The 21,920-nt window shown below is 65.3% G+C and carries 21 protein-coding genes; 2 read left to right on the forward strand and 19 right to left on the reverse strand.

The features are described 5' to 3' along the window. Positions 1 to 138: 138 nt before the first annotated feature. Together WCE05_RS01555 and WCE05_RS01560 are read right to left on the reverse strand one after the other, a co-directional pair. Positions 139 to 888, reverse strand: a complete 750-nt coding sequence (locus WCE05_RS01555; protein WP_368815345.1) for a tetratricopeptide repeat protein — start codon at positions 886 to 888, stop codon at positions 139 to 141. A 3-nt stretch (positions 889 to 891) separates the two neighbouring features. Next, positions 892 to 1,572 (reverse strand): Fe2+-dependent dioxygenase, encoded by a 681-nt coding sequence (locus WCE05_RS01560; protein ID WP_225788626.1) that lies wholly within the window; start codon positions 1,570 to 1,572, stop codon positions 892 to 894. A gap of 219 nt (positions 1,573 to 1,791) precedes the next feature. Here WCE05_RS01560 and WCE05_RS01565 point away from each other — a divergent pair, with 219 nt between their 5' ends. Both WCE05_RS01565 and WCE05_RS01570 read left to right on the forward strand, forming a co-directional pair. Further along, entirely contained in the window at positions 1,792 to 4,071 is a 2,280-nt protein-coding gene (locus WCE05_RS01565) for a TonB-dependent siderophore receptor (RefSeq protein WP_225788625.1), read from the forward strand. Between the two features lie 103 nt (positions 4,072 to 4,174). Beyond that, the gene (locus tag WCE05_RS01570; protein ID WP_368815369.1) at positions 4,175 to 6,730 is read left to right on the forward strand and encodes a PepSY domain-containing protein; all 2,556 of its coding nucleotides are present in this window, start codon (positions 4,175 to 4,177) and stop codon (positions 6,728 to 6,730) included. An 84-nt stretch (positions 6,731 to 6,814) separates the two neighbouring features. Here the strand turns inward: WCE05_RS01570 and WCE05_RS01575 are convergent, their stop codons facing one another. From WCE05_RS01575 to iscU, 17 genes are all read right to left on the reverse strand, one after another. Beyond that, on the reverse strand, positions 6,815 to 7,606 hold the full coding sequence (locus WCE05_RS01575) for an amidohydrolase (RefSeq protein WP_253080774.1): 792 nt from the start codon (positions 7,604 to 7,606) through the stop codon (positions 6,815 to 6,817). Beyond that, entirely contained in the window at positions 7,594 to 8,742 is a 1,149-nt protein-coding gene (locus WCE05_RS01580; protein ID WP_225788623.1) for a pyridoxal phosphate-dependent aminotransferase, read from the reverse strand. Before WCE05_RS01580 ends, WCE05_RS01575 begins: the two co-directional genes overlap by 13 nt. A 111-nt stretch (positions 8,743 to 8,853) precedes the next feature. Beyond that, complete coding sequence (gene der / locus WCE05_RS01585; RefSeq protein WP_225788622.1) at positions 8,854 to 10,320, reverse strand: ribosome biogenesis GTPase Der; 1,467 nt, start codon at positions 10,318 to 10,320, stop codon at positions 8,854 to 8,856. A gap of 117 nt (positions 10,321 to 10,437) precedes the next feature. Further along, positions 10,438 to 11,580: an outer membrane protein assembly factor BamB gene (gene bamB, locus WCE05_RS01590; protein ID WP_225788621.1), complete on the reverse strand. Its 1,143-nt coding sequence runs from the start codon at positions 11,578 to 11,580 to the stop codon at positions 10,438 to 10,440. A 1-nt stretch (position 11,581) separates the two neighbouring features. Further along, entirely contained in the window at positions 11,582 to 12,223 is a 642-nt protein-coding gene (locus WCE05_RS01595; RefSeq protein WP_225788620.1) for a tetratricopeptide repeat protein, read from the reverse strand. A 39-nt stretch (positions 12,224 to 12,262) separates the two neighbouring features. Next, positions 12,263 to 13,552 carry a histidine--tRNA ligase gene (gene hisS, locus WCE05_RS01600; protein WP_368815346.1) on the reverse strand — a complete coding sequence of 430 codons (1,290 nt, stop codon included), beginning with the start codon at positions 13,550 to 13,552 and terminating at the stop codon, positions 12,263 to 12,265. Between the two features lie 24 nt (positions 13,553 to 13,576). Continuing rightward, positions 13,577 to 14,686, reverse strand: a complete 1,110-nt coding sequence (gene ispG, locus WCE05_RS01605) for a flavodoxin-dependent (E)-4-hydroxy-3-methylbut-2-enyl-diphosphate synthase (protein WP_225788618.1) — start codon at positions 14,684 to 14,686, stop codon at positions 13,577 to 13,579. 3 nt (positions 14,687 to 14,689) lie between these two features. Next, on the reverse strand, positions 14,690 to 15,709 hold the full coding sequence (locus tag WCE05_RS01610) for a RodZ domain-containing protein (protein ID WP_368815347.1): 1,020 nt from the start codon (positions 15,707 to 15,709) through the stop codon (positions 14,690 to 14,692). Beyond that, a complete protein-coding gene (pilW, locus tag WCE05_RS01615) occupies positions 15,706 to 16,464 on the reverse strand; it encodes a type IV pilus biogenesis/stability protein PilW (protein WP_368815348.1) in 759 nt (252 codons plus the stop codon). Before pilW ends, WCE05_RS01610 begins: the two co-directional genes overlap by 4 nt. Before the next feature lie 11 nt (positions 16,465 to 16,475). Further along, positions 16,476 to 17,621: a 23S rRNA (adenine(2503)-C(2))-methyltransferase RlmN gene (rlmN, locus tag WCE05_RS01620; protein ID WP_225788615.1), complete on the reverse strand. Its 1,146-nt coding sequence runs from the start codon at positions 17,619 to 17,621 to the stop codon at positions 16,476 to 16,478. Between the two features lie 24 nt (positions 17,622 to 17,645). After that, a complete protein-coding gene (gene ndk, locus WCE05_RS01625; protein WP_225788614.1) occupies positions 17,646 to 18,077 on the reverse strand; it encodes a nucleoside-diphosphate kinase in 432 nt (143 codons plus the stop codon). Between the two features lie 88 nt (positions 18,078 to 18,165). Beyond that, a complete protein-coding gene (gene iscX / locus WCE05_RS01630; protein WP_225788613.1) occupies positions 18,166 to 18,366 on the reverse strand; it encodes a Fe-S cluster assembly protein IscX in 201 nt (66 codons plus the stop codon). A 9-nt stretch (positions 18,367 to 18,375) separates the two neighbouring features. Continuing rightward, positions 18,376 to 18,717, reverse strand: a complete 342-nt coding sequence (fdx, locus tag WCE05_RS01635; RefSeq protein ID WP_043208095.1) for an ISC system 2Fe-2S type ferredoxin — start codon at positions 18,715 to 18,717, stop codon at positions 18,376 to 18,378. A gap of 3 nt (positions 18,718 to 18,720) precedes the next feature. Further along, positions 18,721 to 20,583, reverse strand: coding sequence for a Fe-S protein assembly chaperone HscA (gene hscA / locus WCE05_RS01640; RefSeq protein ID WP_253080778.1), 1,863 nt, complete (start codon positions 20,581 to 20,583; stop codon positions 18,721 to 18,723). Positions 20,584 to 20,626: 43 nt separating this feature from the next. Next, positions 20,627 to 21,148, reverse strand: a complete 522-nt coding sequence (hscB, locus tag WCE05_RS01645; protein ID WP_368815349.1) for a co-chaperone HscB — start codon at positions 21,146 to 21,148, stop codon at positions 20,627 to 20,629. Positions 21,149 to 21,156: 8 nt separating this feature from the next. Then, a complete protein-coding gene (gene iscA, locus WCE05_RS01650; RefSeq protein ID WP_253080780.1) occupies positions 21,157 to 21,480 on the reverse strand; it encodes an iron-sulfur cluster assembly protein IscA in 324 nt (107 codons plus the stop codon). 42 nt (positions 21,481 to 21,522) lie between these two features. Further along, positions 21,523 to 21,909: a Fe-S cluster assembly scaffold IscU gene (gene iscU, locus WCE05_RS01655; protein ID WP_225788609.1), complete on the reverse strand. Its 387-nt coding sequence runs from the start codon at positions 21,907 to 21,909 to the stop codon at positions 21,523 to 21,525. Positions 21,910 to 21,920 lie beyond the last annotated feature (11 nt).

Here is a 21,920-nt window from a genome sequence, read left to right on the forward strand (position 1 = left end):
ATGGGGCCGCTTCGCGGCCCATCGCCGGCAAGCCGGCTCCCAGGGGCAGCGCTGCTCACTCATCATGAGCCATGCAGAGGACTCCGTGGGCTTGCCGGCGATGGGCTGCAAAGCAGCCCCGATGCGACCTCCAATGCCTCAGAGGCCGCGCTGCTCGATCTCCCCGGCATACGCCGCCGCATACTCCGCCAACAATGGCCCACCACCCAGCAAGGTCGCCAGCGCGCTGCGCAGGAAGTTCAGGTTACCCGCCTCCCGTGCCCGTTCCAGCCAAGGCCTGGCCTCGGCCATCTGCCCCCGCTCGACCAACACCATCGCCAGGCTGAACATGCCACGAAAATCCCCCGCCTCGGCCGAGCGCCGGTACCAGCGCAGCGCACGTGCCGGGCTTGCCGGGGTGGCGATGCCTTGCTCCAGGTAACGACCGTACAGGTTCATCGACTTGGCATGCCCCAGGTACGCGGCCTTTTCGTAGCAGGCGAGCGCCTGCGCCTGGTTCGCTTGCACGCCACGCCCGGTGGCCAGCAGGTTGCCCAGGTTGTACAGGCCCCAGTCCAATCCTGCGCGCGCAGCCTGCTGGAAATGCCGCGCCGCCCCTGGCAGGTCCACCTCGCCGCCCCAGCCATGCTCCAGGCAACGCCCGAGCATGTTGTGCGCCATGGGACTGCCGTTTTCGGCGGCAATGGCGAACCATTGCCGGGCCACCTGCGGATCGCGCTCGATGCCCCGCCCGTCGAGCAGGATCTGCCCGAGCAGCAACTGCGCCTCGACGATGCCCTGCCCGACCGCGGCGAGAATCGCCTGGGCGGCCTTGCCGGGGCTGTCCTCGAGCATGGCCTGCAGCCCGGCGACATCCACCACGTGCTCACGACGTAGCTGGTACGACATGGCTCAGACCTCGGCCCAGCGGCGCAGCAGGTTGTGGTAGGTGCCGGTCAGTTGCAGCAGCGCCGGGTGATCCGGCACATCGGCGGTCAATTGCTGGATGGCATTGTCCATCTCGAACAACAACGCGCGCTGGCTGTCCTCGCGCACCAGGCTCTGGGTCCAGAAGAACGCCGCGTAGCGCACACCGCGGGTGACCGGGTTGACCTTGTGCAGGCTGGTGCCGGGGTACAGCACCATGTCGCCCGCCGCCAGCTTGACCTGCTGCACACCGTAGGTGTCCTGGATCACCAGCTCGCCGCCGTCGTAGCTCTGCGGGTCGCTGAGGAACAGCGTCGAAGACAGGTCGGTGCGCACCCGCTCCGGGCTGCCCTTGGGCTGGCGCAAGGCATTGTCGATATGGAAATCGAAATTGCCGCCTTCGCGGTAGCAGTTGACCAGCGGCGCAAAGACCTTGTGCGGCAGCGCCGCCGACATGAAACGCGGGTTGCGCCACAGCCGCTCGATCAAGGCGCTGCCGATCTCCTTGCCCAGGGGGTGCCCTTCGGGCAACTGCAGGTTGTGCTTGGCCTTGGCTGACTGATAACCCGCGGTGACCTTGCCATCGGCCCAGTCGGCCTGCTCCAGGGCTTCGCGGATGCGGGAGAGTTCGTCGACCTCGAACAGGCCGGGAATGTGGAGCAGCATGCTGGCGGCACCTGGTAGGGAGATAGGGCGCCAATGATATTGATTCCCTTTTACGCTTCACAAGCCCCATTCGCCATCCAAGACGTTTCAGCAGGGGAAAACCGTAAAGGGAATTTGTAAAGATTGTAAATTTCTAGCGAATGGTAACTCTTCTCAATTGTTAGTCACAATTGCTTACATTATGATCCGCGGCCTTCACACCTTGGGGAAGGTCCACACATGCGTCACGTACCATCTGCTGTGAGTTCACCACGCCTGCTCGTCTCCGCCATCGGCATGGCGATCGGCGCCACCTCTGCCTATGCCGCCGATCCGGCTGCCAACAGTGCCATCACCCTCGACACCACCAGCGTTACCGGCAAGGCCGAACAGGCTTCTACCGAGTACAAGGTCGACAAGGCTTCGTCGCAGAAATACACCGCGCCGCTGGTGGATACTCCGCGCTCGATCACCGTGATCCCGCAGCAGGTGATCAAGGACACCAACGCCCTCACCCTGCAGGACGCCCTGCGCACCGTACCGGGTATCACCTTCGGTGCTGGCGAAGGTGGCAACCCTCAAGGCGACCGGCCTTTCATCCGCGGCTTCGATGCCCAGGGCGACACCTACCTCGATGGCGTGCGCGACACCGGTGCCCAGACCCGCGAAATCTTCGCCGTCGAATCGGTCGAAGTGGCCAAGGGCCCGAACTCGGCCATCGGCGGCCGTGGCGCGGCTGGCGGCACCATCAACCTGGTGAGCAAACGCGCGCACCTGGGTAACACGTTCGATGCCGCCTACACCTGGGGCAGCGACCAGACCCAGCGCTACACCCTCGACGGCAACTACCAGTTCAGCGACACCGTGGCCGGGCGCCTCAACCTGATGACCCACGACAGCAAGGTCGCCGGCCGCGACAAGGTCAACTACGACCGCTGGGGTATCGCCCCCTCCCTGGCCTTCGGCCTCGGCACCCCGACGCGGGTGAACCTCGACTACTACCACATGGAAAGCGATGACCTGCCCGATTCGGGCATCCCCTACAGCATTCCACGTGCCGGCAGCGGTGCCCGTACCTCGGCCCATCCAGACAAGCCGGTCGATGGCGGTGACAGCGACAACTTCTACGGCCTGACCGACCGCGACTTCCGCAAGACCCGCACCGACATCGCGACCATCGCCATCGAGCACGACCTGAGCGACTCGCTGACCATCAAGAACACCCTGCGCCACGGCAACAGCATGCAGGACTATGTCCTGACCCAGCCTGACGACAGCGCCGGCAACGTGAACAACAACGGTGTATGGCGCCGCGCCAACACCCGCGTGGGCAACACCGCCACCACCACCAACCAGACCGACCTGTTCGGCGAGTTCTTCGTGGGCGGTTTCAAGAACAGCTTCTCCACCGGTGTCGAGTTCACCAAGGAAGAGTCCGATCGCCAGGGCTATACGGTAACGCCGAACGGCAAGCTCACCTGCACCGGCCCTGGCAACGGCGGTAGCTGTACCTCGCTGAGCGATCCGAACCCGGACGACGCCTGGGACGGCACCGTCTCGCGCAACTACGCGGGCACCAAGACCAACAGCAAGACGCGTGCGATCTATGCCTTCGACACCCTGGAACTGACGCCCCAGTGGCTGCTGAACATGGGCCTGCGTTACGACCATTTCGACACCAAGTTCCGTACCTACGACGCCTCCGGTGCAACGGTCGTGAACAAGGACGGCGTCCCGACCAAAGGCCGCGACAAGAGCGAGTTCTTCACCGGGCAGTTGGGCCTGGTGTGGAAACCGGCCGAGAACGGCAGCGTCTATATCTCCTATGCCACGTCCGCGACGCCACCAGGCGCCATGCTCGGCGAGGGTACAGAAGGCAACCCGCTGCCAGGCACCACCGACCGTGGCGGCAACATCCTGAGCAGCGACCTGGAACCGGAAGAAACCACCAACTACGAGATCGGTACCAAGTGGGATCTGCTGGACGAGCGCCTGTCGCTGGCGGCTGCGATCTTCCGCACCGAGAAGGAGAACGCTCGCGTCCAGGTCGACACCGCCAGCTACGAGAACGTCGGCGAAACCCGCGTGCAAGGTATCGAGCTGTCGGCCAGCGGCAAGCTCACCGACAAGTGGCAGGTGTTCGCCGGCTACACCTACCTGCAGGCTCGCCAGATCGATGGTGGCCCGCTGGGCAAGGCTAACGACGGCAACCAGCTGCCGAACACGCCGAACAACAGTGCAAGCCTGTGGACCACCTATGCGATCACGCCGAAGCTGACCGTCGGTGGTGGCGCCTTCTACGTGGATGACGTGTATGGCAGCGTGGCCAACACCACCATGGTCGACAGCTATGTGCGCTACGACGCCATGGCGGCATACAAACTGACCAAGAACATCGACCTGCAACTGAACGTGCAGAACCTCACCAACGAGGTCTACTACGACAAGGCGTATTCCACTCACTTCGCCAACCAGGCGGCCGGGCGCACTGCCCTGCTGACCACCAGCGTCCACTTCTGACGACGCTGCTCGAAAGCCCCGCCCATTCCGATGCGCGGGGCTTTCGCGTACCAAGGCATAATGCACGCCGTGCCCCGCCAGGCGGCAAGACAAGGTGAACGATGTGGTGAAGAAGTCGCTGTTTCAATTGCACTGGTTCTTTGGCATCACCGCTGGGCTGGTGCTGGCCTTGATGGGTATCACCGGTGCCATCTGGTCGTTCCAGGAAGAACTGCTGCGCCTGTTCAACCCGGACGTCCTCAAGGTCGAAGTCCGCCAGGAGGGGGTATTGCCGCCCGCCGAGCTGGTACGCCGGGTCGAAGCCGCCCAGGGCGACAAGGTTTCGATGCTGTGGGTCGATACCCGCGAAGGCAACGCTGCGCGGATCTTCTTCACCCCACCACCTGGCGAGCGTCGTGGCCAGCTGCGCTACGCCGACCCGTACACCGGCGAACTCAAGGGCGATGTCGCCGGCCAGGACTTCTTCGGCCTGATGCTGCAACTGCACCGTTTCCTGGCCATGGGCGATACCGGCCGGCAGATCACCGGCGCCTGCACGCTGATGCTGGTGTTCTTCTGCCTGTCCGGCCTGTACTTGCGCTGGCCACGCCAGGCGTTGAGCTGGCGAGCCTGGTTGACCTTCGACTGGGCCAAGCAAGGCCGCGCCTTCAACTGGGACCTGCACGCCGTGGCCGGTACTTGGTGCCTGCTGTTCTACCTGCTGTTCGCCCTCACCGGCCTGTTCTGGTCCTACGAGTGGTATCGCGAGGGGTTGAACAAGCTACTGGCCGACGCACCTGCCGCCGGCCAGCAGCACAAGCGCGGCGAAGGGCGTGGCCGCCATGGCCCGCAGAACGCGGACAAGAACGCAGCGCCACTGGTGGTCGACTACGACGCCATCTGGAACAACCTCAAGGCCGCGGCCGGCCCAGGCCTGCTCACCTACAACCTGCGCCTGCCCCCGGCAGGCGGGCAGCCCGCCACGCTGTTCTACCTGCTCGACGACGCCGCCCACGAGCGCGCCTTCAACAGCATCACCCTGGACCCGGCCAGCGGCCAGGTGAAGCGCCACGAACGCTATACCGACAAGTCCTTCAAGGCCCAGCTACTGCAAAGCGTCTACGCCCTGCACGTGGGCAGCTACTTCGGCCTGCCGGGGCGCATCATCGTGACCATCGCCAGCCTGAGCATGCCGCTGTTCTTCGTCACCGGCTGGCTGCTGTACCTCGACCGGCGGCGCAAGAAACGCCAGGTCCGCGCTGCCCGTGGCAACGTCTCACCCGCCTCGGCAGGCGGCGACAGTTGGCTGATCGGCTTCGCCAGCCAGAGCGGCTTCGCCGAGCAACTGGCCTGGCAGAGCGCCGGCCAGTTGCAGGCCGCCGGCCTGCCGGTGCACGTGCGCCCGCTGGCCGAGTTGGGCGAAACCGACCTGCGCCAGGCCCGGCGTGCGCTGTTCGTGGTCAGTACCTTCGGTGACGGCGAGGCGCCCGACAGCGCCCGCGCCTTCGAACGCAAGGTGCTGGGCCAGCCGTGGGCCCTGGACAATCTCAGCTATGCCCTGCTGGCCCTGGGCGATCGCCAGTACCCGCACTTCTGCGGCTTCGCCCGCCGGCTCCAGGCCTGGCTGGGCGAACGCGGCGCCACCAGCGCCTTCAGCCCGGTGGAGGTGGATAACGCCGACCAGGCGGCCTTGCAACAGTGGCACCAGGCGCTGGCGCAGTTGACCGGTACCCAGCCGGTGACAGCCTGGCAGGCGCCGAGCTTCGGCACCTGGACCCTGGCCCGACGCGAGTTGCTCAACCCGGGCAGCCAGGGCGCGCCAGTCTACCTGCTCGGCCTGCAGCCCGATGAACCGGCGAGCTGGATGGCCGGCGACCTGGTGGAAATCCTGCCCCGCAACGGGCAGGCACGCGTCGCCGCCTGGCTCGCTGGGCTGGGCCTGGATGCCAACACACCGGTGCAGGTCGACGGCCTCGGCGAACGGCTCGGCCAGGCCTTGGCCAGCCGCCAGTTGCCAGCCAGCCACGGGCACCTGGTGGGGCTGCATGCCCAGGCACTGGTCGATGCGCTGGTGCCCATCGGCAGCCGCGAATATTCCATCGCCTCCATCGCCAGCGATGGCGTCCTGGAACTGATCGTGCGCCAGGAGCGCCATGCCGACGGTCATCTCGGCCTGGGCTCGGGCTGGTTGACCGAATACCTGCCGCTGCACGGCAGCGTCAGCCTGCGCCTGCGCCGCAACAGCGGTTTCCATCTGCCCCAGGCGCCGGCGCCACTGGTGCTCATCGGCAACGGCACCGGCCTGGCCGGCTTGCGCAGCCTGCTCAAGGCGCGCATCGCGGCGGGCGAGCGGGACAACTGGCTGCTGTTCGGCGAACGCAACCGCGCCCATGATTTTCTCTGTGGCGACGAGTTGCAGGGCTGGCTGGCCAGCGGCGACCTCGCACGCCTGGACCTGGCATTCTCGCGGGACCAGGCGCAGAAGGTGTACGTGCAGGATGTGCTGGTGCAACACGCCGATGAACTGCGCCGCTGGGTCAATGACGGTGCTTGCGTGTATGTCTGCGGCAGCCTGCAGGGCATGGCCGCAGGGGTGGATGCGGCGCTCGAGGGTATTCTTGGTGCCGAGGTGCTGCAGCGCCTGATCGAGGATGGGCGCTACCGGCGGGATGTGTATTGATCGGTCAATCGGTGGTGCTTTGGTCGTCCTGGGGCCGCTTCGCAGCCCCAAGATAGGCGTTGAATGACCACGCTGGCCCGACGCTCAATGCAACTCGAAGCTGTCGGCATCCAGGTTGGCCGGGAAGCGCGAGCGGTACGCCGCCAGGTCCGCCGCGCTCAACACCGCAGTGAACACCCCGTCAGCCTCCCCGGCGCTGAGCAGGCTCTCGCCCTGGAAATCCAGCACCTGGCTGTCGCCCGAATAGGCAAAGCCCTTGCCATCGGTGCCCACTCGGTTCACCGCCGCCACGTAGCACAGGTTCTCGATGCCCCGCGCCGGCAACAGGCGGTTCCAGTGCTGGCGGCGCGCGGCCGGCCAGTTGGCGGTATACAGCAGCAGGTCGGTGTCCTGGGCGTCACGGCTCCAGACCGGGAAACGCAGGTCGTAGCAGATCAGCGGGCGAACGCGCCAGCCCTTGATCTCGAACTGCACCTGGCGCTCGCCCGGCGTGTAGTGCTTGTGTTCGCCAGCCATGCGGAACAGGTGGCGCTTGTCGTAATGCAGGATCTCGCCATCCGGCCGCGCCCAGAGCAGGCGGTTGCGATGGCTGCCATCGGCGGCCTGGACGATCACGCTGCCGGTGATCACCGCATCGTGCTTCTTCGCCTGGGCCTTGAGCCACTTGTAGGTCGGGCCGTTCTCAGGCTCGGCCAGGCGCTCGGAGTCCATGGAGAAACCGGTGGTGAACATCTCCGGCAGGATCACCAGGTCTACGTCGCCGGCCTGCTCCAGCAGTTCCTCGAAATGCTCGTAGTTGGCCTGGCGGTCCTGCCAGGCCAGGGTGGTCTGCACCAGGGCGACTTTCAGGTTGGGCAGTTGGCTCAGATCGCGCATAGTCTTTCCGCCGCCTGACGCAGCGTCTCCTCACGTTTGGCAAAGCACAGGCGCACCAGGCGTTGCTCGGGGACAGGTTGCTGGTAGAACACCGAGACCGGGATCGTCGCCACACCGTGCTCGCGGGTCAGCCACAGGGACATGTCGACATCGTTGAGGTCCGGGCGGATCTGCGAGTAGTCCACCAGTTGGAAATAGGTGCCCGGCGTGCGGGTGAAGGTGAAACGCGAAGCCTGCAGCAGGTCGCAGAACAGGTCGCGCTTGGCCTGGTAGAAGCCCGGCAATTCGTCCAGGTGCTCCGGATGCTCGGCCATGTAGTCGGCCAGGGCGCATTGCAACGGGGTCACGCCACAGAAGTTGACGTACTGGTGGACCTTGCGCAGTTCGGCGCTCAAGGCCGGCGGCGCGACCACGTAGCCGGTCTTCCAGCCGGTGACGTGGTAGGTCTTGCCGAACGAGCTGACCACGAAAGCCCGCGCATACAGCTGCTCGTGGGCCAGCACACTGGCGTGGCGCACGCCATCGTAGATCAGGTGCTCGTACACTTCGTCGCTGACCAGGTAGATGTCGCGTCCTTCGATCAGCCTTGCCAACTGGTCCAGGTCGTCGCGACCGATCAACGCACCGCTGGGGTTGTGTGGCGAGTTGAGGATGACCATGCGCGTACGCGGGGTCAGGGCATCGCTGAACGCCTGCCAGTCGATACGAAAATCGCCATCGCGAAGCTGCACATGCACGCAGCGACCGCCGGCCAGCTCCACGGAAGGTTCGTAGCTGTCATAGGCCGGATCGAAGACGATCACCTCGTCGCCGGCCTGGATCACCGCCTGGATGGCGCAGAAGATCGCCTCAGTGGCACCGGGGGTGATGGTCACTTCATGGTCGGCATCGACGTTCACGCCATAGTGCCGTGCGACCTTCGCCGCCACCTGCTGGCGCAAGGCCGGCAGGCCGGTCATGGGCGCGTACTGGTTATGGCCGGCGGCCACGTGCCGGCCAACCGCATCGAGCAATGCCTGTGGGCCATTGAAGTCGGGAAATCCCTGGGACAGGTTGAGCGCACCGGTCTGCACGGCCAACTGCGACATGGTGGTGAAGATGGTCGTGCCGACGTTCGGCAATTTGCTGCGGATCATGGGGCCCTCTTTCCTGCACGTTGCATACGGCACGGGGTAGAGCCCGAGCATAGCGGATCGAGCGGTCAGGAAAAAGCTGCAAGCTACAAGCTGCAGCTTGCAGCCCGAAGCTTACTTGCGCTTGTCCTTGCGCTTCTTCTCGGCCTTCTTGTGGTGCGACATCAGGCGGCGCTTCTTGTTGACCTGGCGATCGGTGAGGGTGTTCTTCTTGCCCTCGTACGGGTTTTCGCTGCCCTTGTATTCGATGCGGATCGGCGTACCGACCAGCTTGAGCACCCGGCGGTAGGTGTTCTCCAGGTAACGCGAGTAGGAACGCGGGATCTTGTCGGTCTGGTTGCCATGGATCACGATCAGCGGTGGGTTGGCCCCCCCGAGGTGGGCATAGCGCAGCTTGATGCGCCGACCGTTGACCATCGGCGGCTGGTGCTCGCTGATGGCGTCCTCGAGGATCTGGGTCAGGCGGCTGGTCGGCCAGCGGGTCACCGCCGACTTGAACGCGGCCTGCACCGACTTGTACAGGTGGCCCACACCGGTGCCGTGCAGCGCGGAAATGAAGTGGATATCGGCGAAGTCGACGAAGAACAGCCGGCGCTCCAGCTCGGTCTTCACGTAGTCGCGCTCGCCTGGCTCCATGCCGTCCCACTTGTTCAGCGCGATGACGATGGCACGCCCCGCCTCCAGGGCGAAGCCCAGCAGGTTCAGGTCGTGGTCGACCACCCCTTCGCGGGCATCCATGACGAAGATCACCACGTTGGCGTCCTTGATCGCCTGCAGCGTCTTGACCACGGAGAACTTCTCGACTTCCTCGTGGATCTTGCCGCGCTTGCGCACCCCGGCGGTGTCGATCAGGGTGTACTTCTCTTCATCGCGCTCGAACGGGATGTAGATACTGTCGCGGGTGGTGCCAGGCTGGTCGTAGACCACCACACGCTCTTCGCCGAGCATGCGGTTGACCAGGGTCGACTTGCCGACGTTCGGGCGGCCGATGATGGCGATCTTGATACCGTCCTTTTCGCTCGGGCCAGGGATGCGCGCGGCTTCTTCGCCTTCGGCGACTTCTTCGTCGAGGGCTTCCTCGGCCTTGTCGCGCGGGATATGCCCCAGCACCGCTTCCATCAGCGCGTTGACGCCACGGCCCTGGGAGCCGGCCACCGGGATGGCGTTGCCCATGCCCAAGGGCGAAAACTCGGCGCGGGCGACGTCCGCGTCGATGTTGTCGATCTTGTTGGCGACCAGGATGGCTTCCTTGTTCCGCTTGCGCAGGTGTTCGGCGATCATCTGGTCGGCAGCGGTCATGCCGGCACGGGCATCGACCAGGAACAGCACGTAGTCGGCTTCCTCGATGGCCATCAGCGACTGCTCGGCCATCTTCTCGTCCATGCCCACTTCGTCGCCGGTGATGCCACCGGTATCGATCAGGATGTAGGAGCGGCCTTGCCAGGTCGCCTCGCCGTACTGGCGGTCACGGGTCAGGCCCGACAGGTCGCCGACGATGGCATCGCGGGTCTTGGTCAGGCGGTTGAACAGGGTGGACTTGCCGACGTTCGGCCGTCCCACCAGGGCGATTACGGGAACCATGCGGCTCTCCACTCTTGAATTCTTGAAAATGCAAAGGCCGCTGCAAGGCAGCGGCCGGAGTTCGTGCGGCGCGTCATGCGCCATTGCCTGAGCCCCATGACGGACTCAAGCATAGCCTCAGCGGATGGTCAGCGCCTCGAGCTTGCCGCTGTTGCCGAAGACATAGATGGTGTCGCCGACCACCAGGGGTCGGGCGCGCAGGCCATCGCTGTCGATCCGCTCGCGACCGACGAAGCGGCCATCGACCTGGCTGAGCAGGTGCAGGTAGCCCTCGAAGTCACCCACCGCCACGTAGCTGGAGAACACTTCCGGTGCCGACAACTGGCGGCGGGCCATGGAATCGTTGCTCCACAGGGCGCTGGAGGAGCGCTCGTCGATGCTCTCGACGGTGCCCGAGGCCTCGCTGACGTAGACGTTGCCGAAGCCCTGGGCGACACCCACGTAGCTGGAGGCATCGCGCTGCCACAGCACGCGGCCGCTTTCCAGGTCGAGGCCGGCGACCCGGCCCTGGTAGGTGCTGACATACAGCATGCCGCCAGAGAGCAGCAGGCCACCGTCGATATCGACCACCCGATCCAGCTCGGAACGGCCCTGCGGGATGGCCACGCGGCTCTCCCACACCGGCACGCCGTTCTGGGTATCCACGGCGATCACCTTGCCGGTGGACAGGCCAGCCACGGCCAGGCGGTTGGTCACGATCGGCGCACCGGTACCGCGCAGGGTCAGCACGGCCGGGCTGCTTTCGTAGATCCAGCGACGGTCACCGGTGGCGGCGTCGAGGCCGATCAGGCGGTCGTCCTGGGTCTGCACCACCACCACGTCACCGTTGGTGGCAGGCGGCGCCAGCACTTCGCTGGTCACCCGCGAACGCCAGCGCTCCTCGCCGGTGCTGGCATCCAGGGCGATGACCTCGCCCTTGAGGGTGCCGAGCATGACCAGGCCATAGCCCACGCCGACGGCGCCGGACACCGGCAGCTCCAGGTCCTTCTTCCACACCACGTCGCCGTTGAGGCGATCCAGGGCGAAGACCAGGCCGTTGACGTCGGAGGCGTAGATACGGTCGTTCTCGATGGCCGGCACCAGGGTGTTGTAGGTCTCGCCCTGGCCGTCGCCGATCGAACGGCTCCACTGCTTCTTGAGCACCACTTCCTCGGTGAACTTGGTCAGCTCGGCCGGAGGCAGTTCCTTCTTGCTGTTGCTGCTGCAACCCGCGGCCAGGACGGCCAGGGCGAGCACTGCTGCTTGTTTCCAACCGATCACGTCAGGCGTCCCCTCTGGCCAGGTCATCCAGCTTCAGTTGCAGGCCACCGACCGCGGCGTCGTCGGACAGCGCGGCCTTGGCTTTCTCGTATGCGCTGTGGGCATCGTCGGCACGGCCGAGCTGGACCAGCAGGTCGCCCTTGAGTTCTTCGCGGCTGGCCAGGAAGGCCTTGTCGGCATCGCCGTCGAGCAGCTTGAGGGCCTCTTCGGCCTTGTCCTGCGCGGCGAGCACGCGGGCCAGGCGCTGGCGCGAGATCTCGCCCAGGGTCGCATCGGCCGGTTTGTCCATCACGCCCTTGAGCTCGGCAGCGGCATCGTCGAGCTTGCCGCTCTCGACCGCGACCTTGGCCACGAACAGGCTGCCGTACTGGGCGTACGCGGTGCCGCCGAACTCGCTCTTGAGCTTGCCGGCCAGCTCGGCGACCTTGGTCGCATCCGGCTCACCGCTCGGCGTCAGGGCGGTCTCCAGCAGGGCCTGGTACAGCACCGAGGCGCCTTGCGACTGGTTGCTCTGGTACTTCTGCCAGGCCTGCCAACCCATCACCACCGCGGCGGCCAGCAGGGCACCGGTCAGCAGCGGCTTGCCGTTGCGATTCCACCAGTCCTTGGCCGCGGCCAGGCCATCATCATCGATACTCGACACCCCAATACTCCTTTTCAGCAATTCGGCTGTTGAACCGCATCACGCCTGGGCGAGCGCGGCTTCCAGGTGCTCGGCCAGAGCATCCCAGGCAATGTTCTGTTGTTCGCCCTGGCCACGCAGGGGCTTGACGCCAATGACCCGTTGCGCCAGTTCGTCGTCGCCCAGGATCAGGGCGAACAGCGCCCCGCTCTTGTCGGCTTTCTTGAACTGGCTCTTGAAGCTGCCACCACCGGCGTTGACCGCCAGGCGCAGGCCCGGCAGGCGATCGCGCAGATTTTCGCAGAGGCGCAGGCCGGCCAGTTCCGCCTGTTCGCCGAAGGCACACAGGTAGACGTCGATCTGGCGGCTGATGGACTCGGGCACCTTGCCCAGGGTCTCCAGCAACAGGATCAGGCGCTCGATGCCCATGGCGAAGCCCACGCCCGGGGTCGGCCTACCGCCCATCTGCTCGACCAGGCCGTCGTAGCGGCCACCGGCACAGACGGTGCCCTGGGCGCCAAGCTTGTCGGTGACCCACTCGAACACGGTCTTGCTGTAGTAGTCCAGGCCACGGACCAGCTTGGTGTTGATGACGAACGGAATGCCAGCGGCGTCCAGACGTGCCTTGAGGCCCTCGAAGTGCACGCGGGAGTCCTCGTCCAGGTAGTCTTCCAGCTTCGGCGCGTCGGCCAGCACCACTTGGGTGCCCTGGTCCTTGCTGTCGAGGATGCGCAGCGGGTTGCTTTTCAGGCGACGCTGGCTGTCTTCGTCCAGTTGTTCGATGCGCGCGGAAAGGAACTCGACCAGGGCGTCGCGGTAGCGCGCGCGGGCTTCGCTGGTCCCCAGGCTGTTGAGCTCGAGCTTGACCGCGTCCTGGATGCCCAGCAGCCCCCACAGGCGCCAGGTCAGCATGATCAGCTCGGCGTCGACATCCGGACCGTCCAGGTTGAACACTTCCACGCCGATCTGGTGGAACTGACGGTAGCGGCCTTTTTGCGGGCGTTCGTGGCGGAACATCTGGCCCACGTACCAGAGCTTCTGCACCTGGCCGTTGCCGGTGATGCCGTGCTCGAGCACGGCACGCACGCAGGCGGCGGTGCCTTCGGGACGCAGGGTGAGCGAATCGCCATTGCGATCCTCGAAGGTGTACATCTCTTTTTCGACGATATCGGTGACTTCACCGATCGAGCGCTTGAACAGCTCGGTGAACTCGACGATCGGCGTGCGGATCTGGCTGTAGCCATAGGTGTCCAGCAGGCCGGCCACGGTGCCCTCGAAGTAGCGCCACAGGGGCGACTGGTCGGGCAGGATGTCGTTCATGCCACGGATGGCTTGCAGCGATTTGCTCACGGAAAATCCTTACGAATCTGTGTGTCAGCCACGGGCGATCAGCGCCGCGTCGGCCTCGACCTTCTCGGCCGCTTTCTGGCGAATGAGCTTTTCCAGCTCGTCGACCAGGTTCTCGTTGGTCAGCTTCTGCGACGGCTTGCCATCGATGTAGACCAGGTTCGGCGTGCCGCCGGTGAGCCCCACGTGGGACTCCTTGGCTTCGCCCGGGCCGTTGACCACGCAGCCGATCACGGCCACGTCCATCGGTACCAGCAGGTCCTCCAGGCGCCCTTCCAGTTCGTTCATGGTCTTGACCACATCGAAGTTCTGCCGCGAGCAGCTCGGGCAGGCGATGAAGTTGATGCCACGGGAACGCAGGTGCAGCGACTTGAGGATGTCGTAGCCGACCTTCACTTCCTCGACCGGATCGGCGGCCAGGGAAATGCGGATGGTATCGCCGATGCCTTCGGCCAGCAGCATACCGAGGCCGACGGCGGATTTCACCGTCCCCGAACGCAGGCCGCCGGCTTCGGTGATGCCCAGGTGCAGGGGTTGGACGATCTGCCGGGCGAGCTGGCGGTAGGCCTCGACGGCCATGAACACGTCGGAGGCCTTGACGCTGACCTTGAAGTCCTGGAAATCCAGGCGGTCCAGGTGCTCGACATGACGCAATGCCGACTCGACCAGTGCGGCCGGGGTCGGCTCGCCGTATTTCTTCTGCAGGTCCTTTTCCAGGGAGCCGGCATTGACGCCGATGCGGATCGGGATGCCGCGGTCACGGGCGGCATCGACCACCGCACGCACACGGTCTTCGCGACCGATGTTGCCCGGGTTGATGCGCAGGCAGTCGACGCCCAGTTCGGCCACGCGCAGGGCGATGCGGTAGTCGAAGTGGATGTCGGCGACCAGCGGTACGCTGACCTGCTGCTTGATCTTGCCGAAGGCCTCGGCGGCGTCCATGTCCGGTACCGAGACACGGACGATGTCGACGCCGGCATCGACCAGGCGCTGGATCTGCGCAACGGTGGCGGCGACGTCGTTGGTGTCGGTGTTGGTCATGCTCTGCACCGCGATGGGGGCATCGCCCCCCACCGGTACATTGCCGACCCAGATCTTCCGGGATTCGCGACGTTTGATCGGAGATTCGCCGTGCATGACTTACTGTCCCAACTTCAGGCGAGCGGTCTCGCCAGTGGTGAACGAGGCAACGTCGACGGCCTGGCCGTTGTAGCTGACCTGGGCGCCGCGGGCGAAGCCCAGGCGCACCGCGAACGGCGGTTTGCCGGTCAGGTCCAGGCTGTCGCCCTTGCGCTTGATGGCGCTGAACAGCACCTTGCCGTTGCCGTCGGTGACCTGGGTCCAGCAATCGGCGGTGAATTGGATTTGCAGCGTGCCGTTGCCGGCAGGAACCGCGGCCGGGGCGCTGGCGACGGAAGCTACCGGAGCGGCAGGGGCCGCAGGCAGGCTGGGCGCCGCCGGGGCGACAGGCGTCTCGCTGGCAGCCGGTGCCGGCGTCGGGGCGGTCGCAGGCGCGCTCGCGTCGTCGGCTGCCGGGGTTTCGCCGCTGGTCGCCGTCTCGGTCGCGGGGGCGGCCTCCTGCCCGGTGATGGCCTGGTCGAGCGGCAGCGGTGCGGCCTCGGGCTGCTGGCCAGCGCTCACGGCCTGGTCTTCCGGCTCGTCCAGCGGGTGGATCTGGGTGGTGCCATCGGCGCTCTCGACTTCGACGTGCTCCAGGGCGATCCTGGCCAGGTCCTTGCCGCGCTGGCTGTTCTGGTCCTGCCACCAGAAGAAGCCGCCGCCGACCACGGCCACCAGCAACAGTAGGCTGATGCCGCGCAGGATATTGTGCGACAGGCGCACCGGCTCCTCGATGCGCCCTAGCGCGTGCACTTCGCTGCCCTTGGCATGGGTGCCGGTGAACTGGTCGAATGCCTCGACCAACGGCGCCTGGTCCATGTCCAGCAGCTTGGCATAGGCGCGGATGTAACCACGGGCGAAAGTATGCCCCGGCAGCTTGTCGAAGGCGCCGGTTTCCAGGTTGTTCAGCGAACTTACCGTGAGGTTGAGCTTGCGGGCCACCTCGGCTTGCGACCATTCCCGGCGCTCGCGGGCCTGGCGCAAGACCTCTCCGGGATTCTGGCGAGTCGCTGCTGCTACTTCGGGGTGCGCGGCTTTCATCGTTGCTCCGACAGGTATTGCTGATATTCCGGCGTACCGGGATAAAGTCGTTGTAGTTGCTGGCCCAGCTCGGCCACGCTGCTGTGCTCAGCGAAAGCCCGAGCGATACGGCTGCCCAGCAGCAGGCTGCGGGCGTTCTGGCCGCTCAGCTGGCTGAAACGATCGTAGTAGTCCCGGGACGGCACATAATGCCTGTTTTCGTAGGACAACTCAGCCATTTCCAGCAATGCCCGAGGCTGGTGCGGATTGAGCTGCAGGGCCTTGCCCAGGTATTCGTGCGCCTGGTCGCGGCGATCGAGCGCCAGGGCCGTCAGGCCAAGGTTCTCGTACACCCGTGACCGCTCAGGATACAGGGTATCGGTGGCGGCTTGGCGAAACATCTGCTCGGCCTGGCGAAATTGCCCCTGAGCATAAAGGAAACTGCCGTAGTTGTTGCGAATCCGCGTGTCGCCCGGGCGTATCGCCAGGGCCTTGCGCCAATGCGCTTCGGCCAATGTCGGCTCACCCTCGGCCTGGAACACCAGGCCCAAGGCGGCATGGGCGTCGGCGTCGTTGCCGTTGAGCGCCAGGGCTCGGCCCAGTGGCACCTTGGCCTGTTCGGTCAAACCTTGTTGCAAATAACCCAGGCCCAATTGCACGTAGGCCTGCCCTGCTTCCACCCGCCCCTGGCGGCTGGCCAAGGGGTCACCGCCGCCGGACACGCAGCCGGCCAGCAGCGAAAGCGACAGGATCGACAGCGCGGCGCGCAGGGTCATGGGCGGCCTCGTCAGTGGCGCACGGCGTTGCCTTGCGGCTCTGCGTCGGCGTTCAGCTGGCGCACGGCGATGTAGCGCTCGCTGCGGCGGGTACGGTCCATGACCTGGCCGACCAGCTGGCCGCAGGCGGCATCGATGTCGTCGCCCCGGGTGGTGCGGGTGGTGACGTTGAAGCCACCGTGGTGCAGCAGGTCCTGGAAGCGACGGATGGCATTGTTGCTCGGCCGTTCGTAGCCCGAATGGGGGAACGGGTTGAACGGGATCAGGTTGATCTTGCACGGCACGTCGCGCAGCAGCTCGATCAGCTCGGCGGCGTGCTGCGGCTGGTCGTTGACGTCCTTGAGCAGGGTGTACTCGACGGTGAGCACCCGCTTGCCGCCCAGCGTGGACATGTAGCGCATGCAGGAGTCCAGCAGCACCTTCAACGGGTATTTCTTGTTGATCGGCACCAACTGGTTGCGCAACTCGTCGTTCGGCGCGTGCAGCGACAGCGCCAGGGAAACGTCGATGTGCTTGGCCAGTTCGTCGATCATCGGCACCACGCCCGAGGTGGACAGCGTGACGCGGCGCTTGGAAATGCCATAGCCCAGATCATCCATCATGATCTTCATGGCGGCGATGACATTGTCGAAATTCAGCAGCGGTTCGCCCATGCCCATCATGACCACGTTGGTGATGGCGCGGTCGATCTTGGCCGGGACGGTACCGAAGGATTTGTTCGCAAGCCACACCTGGCCGATGACTTCGGCGGCGGTGAGGTTGCTGTTGAAGCCTTGCTTGCCGGTGGAGCAGAAACTGCAATCCAGGGCACAGCCGGCCTGGGACGAGACGCAGAGCGTGCCGCGGTCGTCGGTGGGGATGTAGACGGTCTCGACGCAGCTGCCGGAGGCAACGCGGACCACCCACTTGCGCGTACCGTCGGCGGAAATGTCTTCACTGACCACTTCCGGCGCGCGAATCTCGGCAACGGCCTCGAGCTTTTCGCGCAAGGCCTTGCCGACATTGGTCATGGCGGCGAAATCGTCGACGCCGAAGTGGTGAATCCATTTCATGACCTGACCGGCACGAAAACGCTTCTCCCCGATCGACTCGAAGAATTTTTCCATTTCCTGGAGGGTCAGGCCCAACAGGTTGATCTTGCCAGTCATGTCACTCATGGAATCACCCAAGACCTGCTTCGCTTAGCGAATGCGGTCGCACAGCTCGGTAGCGGAGAAGAAGTACGCGATTTCGCGGGCAGCCGAAGCTTCCGAGTCGGAACCGTGGACGGCGTTCTCGTCGATGGAAACGGCGAAGTCGGCGCGGATGGTGCCTGGAGCGGCTTCTTTCGGGTTGGTGGCGCCCATCAGCTCGCGGTTGGCCAGGACGGCGTTCTCGCCTTCCAGGACCTGCACGATGACCGGGCCGGAAGTCATGAAGGCAACCAGGTCAGCGAAGAAGCCGCGCTCTTTGTGCTCGGCGTAGAAGCCTTCGGCTTCGGCCTTGGACAGCTGCTTCATCTTCGAGGCGACGACGCGCAGGCCGGCTTTCTCGAAGCGAGTGGTGATCTCGCCGATGACGTTCTTGGCGACGGCGTCGGGCTTGATGATGGAGAAGGTACGTTGGACAGCCATGGATAACTCCAGAAATATGAGTGTTGCGAAAAATTAAACCCGCGAATTATACGCGGGTTCCAAGGGATTGCCTAACCTGCGGACACGCTCAGTCGGCTTCTTCGATCCAGGCCGCCTGGATGGCTTCGAGCACTTTCTCGCCGCCACGTTGCGGATCATCGCTGAAGTCTGGCAGCTCCAGCACCCAGCGATGCAGATCGACGAAATTCACATAACGAGGATCGACGTCTGGCTTGCTTTGCGCAAGCTGGATGGCGATCTCAAGTACATCAATCCATTTCAGGCTCATGCGTAGACCTCAGTGCGGCGCTTCGGCGGCGTGGTTGAGCGAGTACTTGGGAATCTCGATCGTCAGGTCCTCTTCGCCGACGATGACCTGGCAGGCCAGGCGCGACTGGGCCTCCAGGCCCCAGGCCTTGTCCAGCATGTCCTCTTCCAGCTCGTCGGCTTCCTCCAGCGAGTCGAAACCCTCGCGGACGATGCAATGGCAGGTGGTACAGGCACAGACGCCACCACAGGCGCTTTCCATCTCGATGTGATGCTCGTGGGCCAGTTCCAGGATGTTGGTCCCTGGCTCCACCTCCACCACCAGCCCATCCGGGCAGAACTTCTCGTGCGGCAGGAAAATCACCTGGGGCATCGGTTACTCCTCGATCTCATTCAGGTTGCGCCCGGCCAGTGCGGCTTTGACCGTCGAATCAAGGCGACGGGCGGCAAATGCATCGGTCACCTGCGACAGACGCTTGGTCTGCTGCTCGATGGCCGCGCCATCGGTGCCGCTGAGCAAATCACGCAATTCTTGCATCTGGTGCTCGATGGCTACGCGCTCCTCGGCACTGAGCAGGCGGTCGCCGTCGGCGTCCAGGGCGCCCTGCACCGCCTCGAGCAGTCGCTCGCCGTCGACCTGGTGCTCGCGCAGCTGGCGCGCCTGCTTGTCGGAGCCTGCGTGCTCGAAGGAATCCTTGAGCATGCGTGCGATCTCGCCATCGGTCAGGCCGTAGGACGGCTTGACCTGGATGCTCGACTCCACGCCCGACCCGGTCTCCCGGGCCGAAACGCTGAGCAGGCCATCGGCATCGACCTGGAAGGTCACGCGGATCTTCGCCGCGCCCGCGACCATGGCCGGGATGCCGCGCAGCTCGAAGCGCGCCAGGGAGCGGCAGTCGCTGACCAGCTCACGCTCACCCTGCAGGACGTGGATCATCATGGCCGACTGGCCATCCTTGTAGGTGGTGAACTCCTGGGCCCGCGCCACCGGGATGGTGGTGTTGCGCGGGATCACCTTCTCCATCAGCCCGCCCATGGTCTCGAGGCCCAGGGACAACGGGATGACGTCCAGCAACAGCAGCTCGCCGCCCTCGCGGCGGTTGCCGGCCAGGGTATCGGCCTGGATCGCGGCACCGATGGCCACCACCTGGTCCGGGTCGATGGAAGTCAGCGGGGTACGCCCGAACAGCGCGCCAACCGCCTCACGCACACGCGGCACGCGGGTGGAACCACCCACCATGACCACCGCCCCGACATCCTCCAGCTCGACGCCACTGTCGCGCACAGCGCGGCGGCAGGCCTTGAGGCTGCGGGCGATCAGCGGCTCGATCATGGCCTCGAACGCGGCGCGGGTCAGTTCGCCCTGCCAGGCGCCGTGGCTGACACGGACCGCATCGGCATCGGTCAAGGCTTCCTTGGCCGCGCAAGCGGCCTGCAGCAGCTGGCGCTGGGCCGCCGGGTCGAGGTCGGCGGACAGCCCAGCCTGCTCGATGATCCAACCGGCGATGGCGTGGTCGAAGTCGTCACCGCCCAAGGCGGTGTCGCCGCCCGTGGCCAGGACTTCGAAGACACCTGCGGTCAGGCGCAGGATGGAGATATCGAAGGTACCGCCGCCCAGGTCGAAGATCGCCACGACGCCCTCGGCATCCTGGTCCAGGCCATAGGCCACCGCCGCCGCGGTCGGCTCGTTGAGCAAGCGCAGGACGTTGAGGCCGGCAAGCTTCGCGGCATCCTTGGTAGCCTGGCGCTGGGCGTCGTCGAAGTAGGCCGGAACGGTGATCACCGCCCCCACCAGTTCGCCGCCGAGGGTCTGCTCGGCCCGCTGACGCAGCACCTTGAGGATGTCGGCGGACACTTCCACCGGGCTCTTCGGGCCCTGGACGGTGTCGATGAACGGCATGTGCGACTCGCCACCGACGAAGCGGTAAGGCAGTTGCTCGCCCAGTTGCTTGACGTCGGCCAGGCCACGCCCCATCAGGCGCTTGACCGACAGGATGGTGTTCAACGGGTCGCTGGAGGCGGCATCGCGGGCGGCCTGGCCGACTTCGCTGCGGCCATCGAGGTAGCGCACCGCAGAAGGCAGGATGACCTTGCCCTGTGCATCGGGCAGGGGTTCGCTACGGCCGCTGCGCACCGCGGCGACCAGGGAGTTGGTGGTGCCCAGGTCGATCCCCACCGCCAGACGACGCTGGTGCGGCTGGGGGCTCTGACCGGGTTCGGCGATCTGCAGTAGGGCCATGCTTATCTGAGTACCTTAGGCGTCATCACGGGCGACGCCGGGATTAATCGTCGAGGCGCTCTTCCAGTTGGCGCACTTCTTGGGCGAGCTTGTCGAGGAACTGCATGCGGCGCATCAGGCGCTCGGCCCTGTCGCGCTCGGCAGCATCGTCCCAGCAGGCGGCGAATTCCTCGTTCAGCGTGTCCTGGGCGGCCTTCAGGCGCCTCTTGAACACCGCGACGCCGTCCAGGTCGGCCTCGTCCTGCAGCTCTTCGAGCTCTTCGCGCCACTGCATCTGCTGCAGCAGGAAGTCCGGGTCGTGCACGGTGACTTCCTGGGGCACTTCGTGGCCACTGATGGCCAACAGGTAACGGGCACGCCGCGGCGCGCTGCGCAAGGTCTGGTAAGCCTCGTTGAGGGCGGCTGACTTTTCCAGGGCTACGCGCTGCTCACGCTCGGAGGCGTCGGCGAAGCGGTCCGGATGGACCTCGCGGGCCAACTCGCGATAGCGAACGGCCAGCTTGTCGAGGTCCAGGCGAAAGCTGGGCTTGAGGTCGAACAGGGCGAAATGGCAAGGAGTACCCACGTCAACCCTCAGACATTGAAGCTTTCGCCGCAGCCACACTCACCGCGCACGTTGGGATTGTTGAACTTGAAGCCTTCGTTCAACCCTTCCTTGACGAAGTCCAGCTCGGTGCCGTCCAGGTAGACCAGGCTCTTGGGATCGATGATCACCTTGACGCCATGGCTCTCGTACACCTGGTCCTCGGCAGCCAGCTCGTCGACGAACTCCAGCACGTAGGCCAGGCCCGAGCAGCCGGTGGTGCGCACGCCCAGGCGGATGCCCTCACCCTTGCCGCGCCCTTCGAGGGAACGCCGCACGTGGTTGGCGGCGGCTTCTGTCATGCTGATAGCCATCGGAACTCTTTCCTCAACGTCAGTTACCTTGCGACAGGCGACTTAGAGCAAGCCTTTCTTCTGCTTGTAATCGCGCACGGCCGCCTTGATGGCGTCCTCGGCGAGCACGGAGCAGTGGATCTTCACCGGCGGCAGCGCCAGTTCCTCGGCCAGCTGGGTATTCTTGATGGTCTCGGCTTCGTCCAGGGTCTTGCCCTTCATCCACTCGGTGGCCAGGGAGCTGGAGGCGATGGCCGAGCCGCAGCCGTAGGTCTTGAACTTGGCGTCTTCGATGATGCCCTGTTCGTTGACCTTGATCTGCAGGCGCATGACGTCGCCACAGGCCGGCGCGCCGACCATGCCGGTACCGACATCCGGGTCCTCGGCGTTCAGCTTGCCGACGTTGCGCGGGTTTTCGTAGTGGTCGATGACCTTTTCACTGTATGCCATGGTGCAATTCC

Origin of the sequence: Pseudomonas sp. I2 (assembly GCF_040984075.1) — a bacterium.
In the GTDB taxonomy this organism is placed as follows: domain Bacteria; phylum Pseudomonadota; class Gammaproteobacteria; order Pseudomonadales; family Pseudomonadaceae; genus Aquipseudomonas; species Aquipseudomonas guariconensis_B.